Origin of the sequence: Mesorhizobium sp. M1E.F.Ca.ET.063.01.1.1, assembly GCF_003998155.1 — a bacterium.
Classification (GTDB): Bacteria; Pseudomonadota; Alphaproteobacteria; order Rhizobiales; family Rhizobiaceae; genus Mesorhizobium.
On the sequence record NZ_RZSC01000156.1, the window covers coordinates 1 to 10,047 of the forward strand.

Annotated in this window: 10 protein-coding genes and 1 pseudogene; 6 read left to right on the forward strand and 5 right to left on the reverse strand. The window is 55.6% G+C overall.

Features of this window, described 5'->3' with window-relative positions; genetic code table 11:
• The 4 genes and pseudogenes from EOA29_RS13880 to EOA29_RS13895 form a co-directional block, all read left to right on the forward strand.
• Window positions 1-584: pseudogene (locus tag EOA29_RS13880) on the forward strand (methylase); the annotation flags it as partial.
• Between the two features lie 95 nt (window positions 585-679).
• Complete coding sequence (locus EOA29_RS13885; RefSeq protein ID WP_127221022.1) at window positions 680-1,198, forward strand: Lrp/AsnC family transcriptional regulator; 519 nt, start codon at window positions 680-682, stop codon at window positions 1,196-1,198.
• A gap of 125 nt (window positions 1,199-1,323) precedes the next feature.
• Window positions 1,324-2,517 (forward strand): M20 family metallopeptidase, encoded by a 1,194-nt coding sequence (locus EOA29_RS13890; RefSeq protein ID WP_127221023.1) that lies wholly within the window; start codon window positions 1,324-1,326, stop codon window positions 2,515-2,517.
• Between the two features lie 97 nt (window positions 2,518-2,614).
• On the forward strand, window positions 2,615-3,505 hold the full coding sequence (locus EOA29_RS13895; protein ID WP_348628880.1) for a GlxA family transcriptional regulator: 891 nt from the start codon (window positions 2,615-2,617) through the stop codon (window positions 3,503-3,505).
• A gap of 38 nt (window positions 3,506-3,543) precedes the next feature.
• Here the strand turns inward: EOA29_RS13895 and EOA29_RS13900 are convergent, their stop codons facing one another.
• The 5 genes from EOA29_RS13900 to EOA29_RS13920 form a co-directional block, all read right to left on the reverse strand.
• Window positions 3,544-4,323, reverse strand: a complete 780-nt coding sequence (locus EOA29_RS13900; RefSeq protein ID WP_210213144.1) for an amino acid ABC transporter ATP-binding protein — start codon at window positions 4,321-4,323, stop codon at window positions 3,544-3,546.
• Between the two features lie 41 nt (window positions 4,324-4,364).
• Window positions 4,365-5,024: an ectoine/hydroxyectoine ABC transporter permease subunit EhuD gene (gene ehuD / locus EOA29_RS13905; RefSeq protein WP_127221026.1), complete on the reverse strand. Its 660-nt coding sequence runs from the start codon at window positions 5,022-5,024 to the stop codon at window positions 4,365-4,367.
• A complete protein-coding gene (locus tag EOA29_RS13910; protein WP_281061073.1) occupies window positions 5,024-5,665 on the reverse strand; it encodes an amino acid ABC transporter permease in 642 nt (213 codons plus the stop codon). Before EOA29_RS13910 ends, ehuD begins: the two co-directional genes overlap by 1 nt.
• Window positions 5,666-5,695: 30 nt before the next feature.
• Entirely contained in the window at window positions 5,696-6,541 is an 846-nt protein-coding gene (locus tag EOA29_RS13915) for a transporter substrate-binding domain-containing protein (RefSeq protein ID WP_127221028.1), read from the reverse strand.
• 172 nt (window positions 6,542-6,713) lie between these two features.
• Complete coding sequence (locus EOA29_RS13920; RefSeq protein ID WP_127221029.1) at window positions 6,714-7,757, reverse strand: low specificity L-threonine aldolase; 1,044 nt, start codon at window positions 7,755-7,757, stop codon at window positions 6,714-6,716.
• A gap of 228 nt (window positions 7,758-7,985) precedes the next feature.
• Here EOA29_RS13920 and EOA29_RS13925 point away from each other — a divergent pair, with 228 nt between their 5' ends.
• On the forward strand, window positions 7,986-9,482 hold the full coding sequence (locus EOA29_RS13925; protein ID WP_127221030.1) for an aldehyde dehydrogenase: 1,497 nt from the start codon (window positions 7,986-7,988) through the stop codon (window positions 9,480-9,482).
• A 50-nt stretch (window positions 9,483-9,532) separates the two neighbouring features.
• A partial coding sequence (locus EOA29_RS13930; protein ID WP_189478893.1) for an aminopeptidase P family N-terminal domain-containing protein occupies window positions 9,533-10,047 on the forward strand: 515 nt, incomplete at its 3' end.

The window sequence follows — 10,047 nt, forward strand, 5'->3', positions numbered from 1 at the left end:
TGCTGTTTCCGGGCGCTGCGCGCTACCGTCATGACGCGGCTCACATCGACGACCATCTCGACGCCGGGGTCAAGCCATCCGTGGTGTTGATGAACCCGCCGTTCACCGTCGGCGCCTTCGTCGACGGCCGTGTCGCCGACGCCGGATGGCGACATCTGACGTCCGCGCTAGCCCGCCTTCAGCCCGGCGGGCGGCTGGTCGCGATCACCGGCGCCGACCTTTCCCCGGACAACTCAAAATGGCGATCGGCTTTCATACGCCTGCAGGAGAAGGCTACCGTCGTGTTCACGGCCGCAATCGACGGCCGCGTCTACGCCCGCCATGGCACGACGGCCGAGACCCGGCTCACCATCATTGACAAGCTCCCAGCCGCCGATCCGACCCGCTTCGCCGCCTCGCCGGGCCAGGCCCGGGATGTGGAGACGCTGCTGTCGTGGATTGGCAAATTGCCGCCGCGAACGCCGGGCGGCTATCCCGATTCCATTGGCGCACTTGCCGGCGGGGTGCTGCGCACCGCTGCGCGGCGGATGGCTGGCCGATCCGTGGCAAGGTTCGCGCCCGCCGGCGCCTTGGCGAGCCCTGCGAAGGTTCTCCGGCCGGCTCGTCCGGTTGCTCTACACCAGGAACGCGGCACAAGCGTATTCCGCGCGTTCGATAGACATCTGGTATAGAACATGCTTTGCAGAACCGGCAGCGGGCCGCCTCTATGAAGCTAGATAAGATTGACATTAAAATTCTTCAGGCCATTCAGAAGAATGGCAGGATCACGAAAGCCAAACTTTCGGAGTTGGTGGGGTTGTCGGTAAGCCCGTGTTTTGAAAGGCTGCGGCGCTTGGAGCGTGCCGGAATCGTTCGCCGCTATCTCGCTGACATCGACATAGACCGCCTTTTCAAATCGATATTGATGGTTGTGGAATTCACTTTGAAAGACCACACGACGGCAAGCGTCCTTCAGTTCGAGAATGCGATTACAAAATGTCGCGAGGCTATCGAGTGCCACGGGGTGAACGGCCAGATTGACTACGTGGTAAAGTTCATTTTCCGCGACATCGAACACTACCAGGACGTGATGAATTATCTCATTGATCTGAACGTCGGAATCGACAAGGTCACGACTTATATCGTCACCAAGAACGTCAAACGGTTCGGTGAGTACCCGATTGACGACCTTACCCAAGATCTTGACGCGCGCCGATAGGTCCGCACAGTGCCACGCCGAAAATTATTCGCAGGCGGGGGCCGTATTCGAAAAAAAAGCTCTGATCTGGCTGAGACTCGCGGCAAATTGAAGATCGGCGCCTGATAAGCTCATGACCTGAGGTCATGAACGGGATCACCATGCGCGAAAATCAGATACTTTCAAAAGCGGAAAGCGAAGCAGTTATTGACGTTCGCCATGCCATGCACCGTCGCCCGGAACTGTCGAATCGCGAAACGGAAACGCAGCGGCTGATCCTGTCGGTCCTCAATCGCTTCGGGATAAGCGGCGCCCGGACTTTTCACAATACCGGCATTTATATTGACATTGTCGGCCGGGCGCCCGGGAAGGGTAAGACCATCGCCGTTCGGGGCGACATTGATGCGCTCCCAATCCAGGAAGAGCGCGACGACTTGCCATTTCATTCGGAAATTCCTGGCGTGATGCATGCATGTGGACATGACCTTCACGGATCTATAGCTCTGGGGACGGCCTTGGCGTTCCACAGACTCCGTGACAATTTCGCTGGGCGCGTGAGGGTTTTCTTTCATCCGGCCGAAGAGGCCGAGCCTGTCGGAGGGAGATCAATCAAGCGGGACCACCTGCTTGATGGTATTGACCATGCGGTAGGCTTCCATGTGACGCCGGATCTTTCCTCTGGAACGTATGCTGCTCAGCCCGGTGCAGCCACAAAGTCGGCCGACCAGTTTACCGTTAGAATTGTCGGAAAAAGTAGCCATGGCGCTATGCCCTATCGCGGAGTGGACGCGATCGCGGTCGCAGCGGCGTTTATCAATGAAGTGCAGAAGCTCGTATCCCGGGAGGTCTCAGCCGAAGACGGGTCTGTCGTGACCATCGGAACGATCAGGGGAGGGGAGGCGGCCAACATCATTTGTTCTTCAGTGGTCATGGACGGCACAATTCGCACAAAACGTCCCGAACTGCGCCAAATATTGTCCCAGCGCGTGAGTGAAATTGCCGAGGGGGTCGCCTCGCTGCACAGGGCCTCGGCAACCTGCACGATTACCCGGGGAGAGCCGCCAGCCGTGAACGATCCTGACATGGCAAAGCGCTTTCAAGCCATCGTCCTAGAAAATTATGGGCCGGATAGCCTTCATCCCGGCTTGCCGGCAGAGGGCAGCGACGATTTTGGGTACTATTCAGAAGAGGTCCCATCTCTCTATTTCTGGTTTGGAAGCCGTGAAGCGAACAAGCAAACCGGGCTGCACACGCCGACATTCGCCGTCTCAGACGATGTGCTCATTCCGACAACTGAGCTTGCAATCCGCTATTGTTTGGATCTCCTGAGTCACAGTTGAGAAATGCCGCTAGGGATCAATTGTAATGCGAGATTCAAAATTGAGGGTAGGTTTTATCCTATCCCGGTCTTTCACTCTGTCGGCTTTCGCGTTGTTCGTGGATACACTGCGCCTCGCAAGTGACTCCCTCGACAAATCCGGTCGAGCCTATGCCGATTGGGAAGTATTGGCGAATGTCAGAAATCCGATCGTCTCAAGCTGCGGCGTTGAAGTAACGCCCACATCAAGGCTCACAGACCCTACCTCTTTCAGTTACATCGTTGTCGTTGGCGGATTGCTAAAAGTGATGGAGCCAGTTGACGCCGCAACTTTCGACTATCTCAAGCAGGCGAACGAAGCACGGGTCGCTCTGATCGGCATCTGCACGGGAACGTTCATATTGGCAGAAGCCGGCCTCTTGCGTGCTCACCGTACCTGCGTGAGCTGGCTGCATTTTGCAGAATTCCAGCGCCGGTTCCCGCATCAGCAGGCGCGTCCTGATCGGCTATTCCATTTGGACCGGCGGATTGGCTCATGCGCGGGTGGAAGCAGTGTAGCCGATTTAGCAGCAGCAATTGTCCGACGCCACATCAACGCTAGAGCGGAACGGAATGCTCTGAACTTTTTGCAGATCGACAAAGCCAGGCCTTCCTCTCACGTGCAGGCAAGTAGATCGCCGCTCTACGGCGGTAGCGATCAGCGGATCAAAGCGGCCCTCATTTTCATGGAGAGCTATACAGAGGACGCCGTGCCCATTTCGCAATTGGCTGCGGAAGTTGGTTTGTCGAGACGCCAACTGGAGCGTCTTTTTCAGGCCGAGCTGAAATCTTCGCCCGCCCTGGTTTACCGCAAGGTACGCCTCGAACGTGCGAAAAGGCTCGTTGTTGAGACGCGTGCACCCATGCTCGAGATCGCAATCGAGACCGGATTCGAAAACGCATCTCACTTTTCGCGCTCCTTCCGGGAGCATTTCGGATATGCCCCAAGCACGCTAAGGTTAGCCGCTTGAATGAGTGAGGATTGTCTGGTGACGGTGGCTGTGGCGGTTTAACGGGCCTCCAGGACCGCACGCAGGAATTGCCTGGTTCGTTCTTGTGTAGGGTTGTCGAATATCGATTTGGCGTCGGCCACTTCGTGAATCTGGCCCTGCCAAAGGAAGGCGACCCGGTCAGCGAAACTGCGCGCGAATTCCATTTGGTGAGTGACCAGGAGCATGGTGAGGCTGCTTTCCTCGCCCAGCTTGCGTAATACACTAAGGACCTCGCCGACCAATTCGGGGTCCAACGCCGATGTAACCTCATCAAAAAGCATGATCTCCGGCTCCATCGCTAAAGACCGTGCGATCGCTACCCGCTGCTGCTGACCGCCGGATAGTCGGGAAGGCAACTCGTTTGCCTTGGAGGCCATGCCAACCATAGCAAGGTACTTTTGAGCACGGTCTAGGGCTTCCTTTCGTGGAAGGCCGAGCACCTTTCTCGGAGCGACTGCAACATTTTCGGCAGCGGTCATATGGGGGAACAAATTGAACTGTTGGAATACCATACCGATCCGCCTGCGTCGCGCGCGGGCTGCGGGGCTGTCGGATCGTTGTTGCTCGGGAGGCCACGATCCAAGGGTAAGGGTTTCCCCGTTCACCTTGATCTCTCCTGCGTCGATGGTTTCCAGCGTCATCAGAGTACGCAGCAGCGTCGACTTCCCGGAACCAGAGGGGCCGATCAGGGCCAACTTCTCTGCCGGCTTGACCTCCAGATTGACGTCACGCAGCACTTTAACCGTACCAAATTGTTTTCCTACATTTATGAATTCACAGGCCGGTGTCTCATGCATCGCCATTGTTCCGAACTGCGCAGGGATGACAACGTGGGGATTCATCGAATTATCCAAATTCGTTCGAGAAGTCGCGTCAATCCCGCGGCAGCTAGAGACATGCCAAGAAAAAGCAGGCCGGCGATCGTCATCGGCTCCGTATAGCGAAAACTCTCGGTCCCGATCAGTTTTGCTGTGGTGAGAAGTTCGAACACCGAGATACTCGCGAGGAGCGCGGCATCCTTAAACATGCCAATGAGGTATGTGCCCAACGCCGGTATCATCGGCGGGATGGCCTGGGGGATCAGCACACTTTTGAGCGTGTCGATAGGCGATAAGCTCAAGGACCATGCAGCCTCGCTTTGGGTCGGATTAACGGCCTGCAGTCCGCCGCGGTACACCTCAGCTATATAGCAGCCGTAGTGGATGCTCAGAGCCAGTACACCGGCTGTCACCGGCTGCAACGTTACGCCAAGCTTTGGCAACCCAAAGAAAATCAGGAAAAGCTGTATCAGCATCGGCGTGCCACGGATAAACTCAATTGTACTGCCGGCAGCGATTGAAAGTGCTTCCCGTTTGCTGATCCGAGCTAGTGACAAAGGCAGAGCCACGATGAGCGCAATCGCGTAACTTAGGAGGGTAAGCTTGACTGTTACACCTGCGGCTAAGAGCAGCCTTGGGAGGATCGAAACGGCAAACGCTGGAGAAAAGAATTCTTCCATTATTTTAACCCCAGTCGTCGGCGGGTTGCGCGTTCCAGGGCAAACATTGAACGAGCAATAATCTGGGATAGAACTAGATAGATTGCGGCGACGACTAGGAAGATCTTGAAAGGCTGAAAATATGTTGCGTTAAGCTGTGTGCTGGCGAACGTCAACTCGTAGATGCCGATCATCGAGAAGATGGACGTGCCTTTCAAGATATCAATCATGGCGTTCGACCAAGGGGGGATCAACCTCACCAGCGCCTGCGGTGTCAATATTGTGAGGATTGCAGTACGCCGCGGCATGCACAGCGCGTAGGCCGCCTCACTCTGGCCCCTTGGCACAGCTTCAAAAGCTGCCCTCAAGACGTCCGCACCATACGCACCGCCATTCATGGAAAGGCCCATAACACCGACGGTGAAGCCGCTAAGCACAATTCCTAATTCTGGCAGGACGAAATAGAGCCAGAACAACTGGACCACGAGCGAAGTCCCCCGGATCACCTCGACATAGGTCCGAACCAGCCCTCTCAGATAGCGGTTTGGCGACATAAGCGCCAAACCAGCCACCAGGGAGATTAGTGAAGAGAGGACAATGCAGAGCATCGAAAGTTCGATGGTGGACACTGTTGCCCAAAACAGTTCGCTTGAGATCCGCAATCGACTGTCCTCTCACCCTGTCAATCAGGTTTATCGTGAACAGATATCGTTGATATGAGGGTTGTTGAGGAACGGCCTGAGGTCGGCGCCCTTGACCCCGAATTTCTCGTTGATCGCCTCGGCCTCCCCGGACTCAACGCGCTTCCTGATTTGCTCGTTCAGCTTGGCAACGAAAGCCACATTTTCCTTGGCAAAAGGCCAACCGTTATAGGAATAGGACCATTCCGGGGCTTTGAATTCTTTGGCGACCTCGAGTTCTGTGACTTGCGCCACAATTTCATCGGCTTGACCAATACCCACGTTGAACGCCTGTATCTGGCCGTTGAGCAGCGCCTGAACAAGCGAATTCTGGTCGGGAAGCTGGACAATATTATCGTTGGCGACACCGGCCTTGACCATGTAACCCACCTCGGCACCACCGGCGTAAACGCCAGCTTTCAATTCGGGCCTCTTCGCAAAATCTTCCCAGCTTGTAATGTGGTCTGGATTGCCTTTTTTGACAACGAGTGCAGGAATAATGACCGCGTAGGGCATTGTGAATGCGACCTCCCTGCAACGTTCGGGGGTGATATACATTCCGGCCCCGATGTCAAAACGGCCCGATTTTACGCCCGGAACGATCGATGACCACTCTGTTACTGTGGGATTGAACTTATCAATACCCATGCCTGCCAAGGCAGCTCGCAGGTTCTCGACATCGGAGCCTGTGAGGCGGCCTTCATCGTCGTTGTAATAGAAAGGCTTGATGCTGATAATGGCGTAGCTCAGGCCCTCTGCCTTGGCCTTCTCCAGGAGATCTGCTGCGCCCGCACCAGTCGCGACAAGAACCAAAGCGACAACCGAGACACCTACCTTAAGAATGGATTTCATACCCATTGTTTTTCCCCTTGATTTCTGAAACAGGTTTATATCCTGTTCGACGAATTATCCCTGCTTGCCACGCCGTCATATTTTCGTTTCTGGTGCGGCTCGCAGAGTTTTTAGCCGACGATGGCGGTACTTGCAGAAGAATTTTCTGGCATGCCGATCTCCCAGACTGCCCCCGGGTTCATACAGGGACGCAACCGGTAGCGACAAACGCCGCCACGCAGGCATCGACGTCAGCTTGAGGCGTATTGAATGATGTGACGAAGCGCAGGACGGTACCCTCGTCGGCCGGCCATTCGCTGAACCTAACCCCTCGACGTTTAAGGCCCTCCAAAATCTCGTCACCCACTGAAACGAAGACTTCATTCGCCTCGGTCGGAAACACGATTTTGGCCATTGGAAGTGCCGCAACCCCGGCTGAGAGCCGTTGTGCCATGGCATTCGCCCAAGTTGCATTCTTAAGCCAGAGATTGTCCGTAAGGTAGGCAAGCCACTGGGATGATATAAAACGGGACTTGGAAGCAAGATGACCCGAGCGTTTGACCCTGTAGCCCAGGTCGTCCCCAATGTCCTTGTTGAATATAACTACGCCTTCAGCAGACAGTGCGCCATTCTTTGTAGCGCCGAGGCACAAAACATCGACGCCGGCTCTCCACGTCAGGTCGGCAGGCGAGACGTTCAGGGAAGCAACGGCGTTGGCAAAGCGGGCGCCATCCATGTGCAAATGCATACCGAATTGCTGGGCTATCGATGCGATCGCACGAACTTCGTCAGGGCTGTATACAGTACCAAGCTCGGTCGCTTGTGTGATGCTGACCGTTGAGGGTTTGGCGTGGTGAATTCCGCTGGAGATTCCCTTTGCGATAGCCTTTTCGGCCCCAGCTGCGGATATGCGACCGTTGAGGCTAGGCAAGCCAATTAGCTTGGCGCCCCCGGTGAAGAATTCCGGGGCTGCACACTCATCATAATAAATGTGAGCTTCATCCGAGCAAAAGATGCCCCCGTATGGAGGTGTCAGGATTGATAGCGCAAGCGCATTGGAGGCGGTGCCTGTGAGGACAGGAAAGAAACGAACGGGATGCTCGAAAACATCTTGTAACTTTCGGGTAACGGCACGCGTCAGGTCGTCCTCGGCGTAGGAGGTACTCGTGCCCTGGTTGGCCGTCACAAGGTCATTGAGGATCTCCGGAGAGACGCTCGAGACATTGTCGCTGCGAAAATCCATCCTGTCACCATTTCCACATATGTTGTCTGTTTCCGAACGCGACACGCTTTCTCCCGCAGAGTTGCAAACAGCCGGTGTTCAAACATTCTGGATACACGACAATTTCGATATGTATTTTCGGAGAATCCCCACCCGAACGGGCGGACTTTCGGTGGCTTTAGCCGAACCTGTACTGCGACCGCCTGCTGATCCAAACCAATTCAGACGGCTACACTATGCGGGGAGCGAATGTCACATACGACAGCGTATTATGAAAATTTGGCCCAAGGGCTCAGTATTCCGGCCAAGGCGGTAATCGACGGCAGGCTGGTCCACGCCCAATCCGGTGCGTCATTCGAGACTTTAAATCCGGCCTCCACTCTGACGATTGGTGAAGTTACCAGCTGCGATGCAGGTGATGTGGATTTAGCCGTTAAAGCAGCCCGCAAGTCGTTTGAAGGCGGAGTCTGGAGCAGGGTAGGGGTTACAAAGCGCAAGAATGTCCTTGTAACGCTGGCGGGGCTTATCCGCGAGAATTCCGAGCAACTCGCCATCCTCGAGTCGTTGGATACCGGCAAGCCGATTACAGATTGTCTTAACGAAATTGGCAATGAGGTCCCAAAGTTTTTTCAATGGTATGCCGAACTGCTCGACAAGAGTTATGGCAAGGTGGCCCCGACAGAGAACGACGTCCTCGCGTTAATCACCGAAGAGCCGATTGGCGTTGTCGGGCTGGTGCTTCCTTGGAATTTCCCGCTTCTCATAACGGCATGGAAGGTAGCGCCGGCGTTAGCGGCGGGTTGCTCGATTGTTTTAAAACCAGCTGAACAATCGCCTCTGACGTCCATTAGGCTCGCTGAACTAGCTCTTGAGGCGGGACTGCCGGATGGAGTGTTTAACGTTGTCCCCGGAACGGGCGAAATCGCCGGTAAAGCTCTCGGTCTCCATAGCGACGTCGATGCAGTATCCTTTACGGGCTCATCGGAGGTGGGGGCGCTGTTCCTCAGGTATGCGTCCGACAGCAATCTGAAGCGTGTGGCACTGGAAATGGGTGGCAAGAGTCCCTTGATCGTTTTGGGAGACGCGGAGATCACGGAGGATCTCATCAACCATGCCGCGTTGGCGGCTTATTGGAACGCCGGCCAGAACTGTTCGGCAAATATGCGCCAACTCGTTGATGTCTCCAAAAAGGACGAGTTCATCGAGAAACTCCTGGGTAAGATCCGTTCTATCAAGATTGGCAATCCGCTTGACCCGTCGACGGAAGTGGGGCCGATGATCACGGCAAGCCATAGGGACCGGGTTCGGAACTTTATTAAGATCGGCCGGGACGAAGGAGCGACAGCCGTGGAGGGTGCGGACGTGCCGGCCAAAGGTTTTTACATTCCCCCGGTCCTTTTCACCGATGTAACACCCGACATGACGATCGCACGGGAGGAAATTTTCGGTCCGGTCTTGGGCGTTATCGCGACGAAAGGCCCTGAAGATGCGTTGCGCATTGCGCGGGACACCAAATACGGACTGCATGCCTCGATATTCACCGCAGACTTCACGAAAGGCTATGCGCTGGCTCGTCGCATCCCCTGCGGAACGGTTTCAATAAACTGTTTTTCAGAGGGAGATGTGACAACGCCATTCGGAGGCTACAAGCTGTCGGGTTCGGCTGCCCGGGATAAGGGACTCGAAGCCATGCAGCAATATCAACAGACCAAGACGATCTGGTCGGCCATAGGTCCTGGCATGTGACGGGCGACACAGCCACCACCTAATCACAATACTGATCAGAGGAACGTTTTATGTCATTCGAAAAGCCATTCGCGCCCGCTGAGTTTCAGAGGCGGATCAAGGAGGTCAAGAGCCGCATGGAGCGTGCGGGACTCGACCTGCTCATCTGCCAGGATCCTGCCAACATGGGCTGGCTCACGGGGTTCGACGGCTGGTCCTTCTACACGCCGCAGGCCCTACTCGTGCACCTTGATCAAGAGCAACCAATATGGTTTGGCCGGGCGCAGGACGCGAAGTCGGCGGCGATCACTACGGACCTCACGCCGGACAACATCATTTCCTTTTCCGAACGGCTGGTTCACCAGCCTGAAGACCACCCTTTTGACGAGCTTTGCGACTTGATAAAGGCTCGCGGCTGGGAGGGGGCCCGAATTGGCGTTGAGCTTGATGCCCTCTACTACACGGCACGAGCGCATAGGCATATCGTCCACGGTCTTCCATCTGCCCAGATTGTCGACAGTCGCGAACTCGTCAATTGGGCGAGACTCGTCAAATCGGAGGCCGAACTGGTTTACATGCGTGAAGC

Excerpts from the sequence above, each read along its gene's own strand:
- EOA29_RS13915 (WP_127221028.1), bottom strand. The coding sequence starts at position 6,541 with ATGGGTATGAAATCCATTCTTAAGGTAGGTGTCTCGGTTGTCGCTTTG.
- ehuD (WP_127221026.1), bottom strand. The coding sequence starts at position 5,024 with ATGGAAGAATTCTTTTCTCCAGCGTTTGCCGTTTCGATCCTCCCAAGG.
- EOA29_RS13925 (WP_127221030.1), top strand. The coding sequence starts at position 7,986 with ATGTCACATACGACAGCGTATTATGAAAATTTGGCCCAAGGGCTCAGT.
- EOA29_RS13890 (WP_127221023.1), top strand. The coding sequence starts at position 1,324 with ATGAACGGGATCACCATGCGCGAAAATCAGATACTTTCAAAAGCGGAA.
- EOA29_RS13920 (WP_127221029.1), bottom strand. The coding sequence starts at position 7,757 with ATGGATTTTCGCAGCGACAATGTCTCGAGCGTCTCTCCGGAGATCCTC.
- EOA29_RS13900 (WP_210213144.1), bottom strand. The coding sequence starts at position 4,323 with ATGCATGAGACACCGGCCTGTGAATTCATAAATGTAGGAAAACAATTT.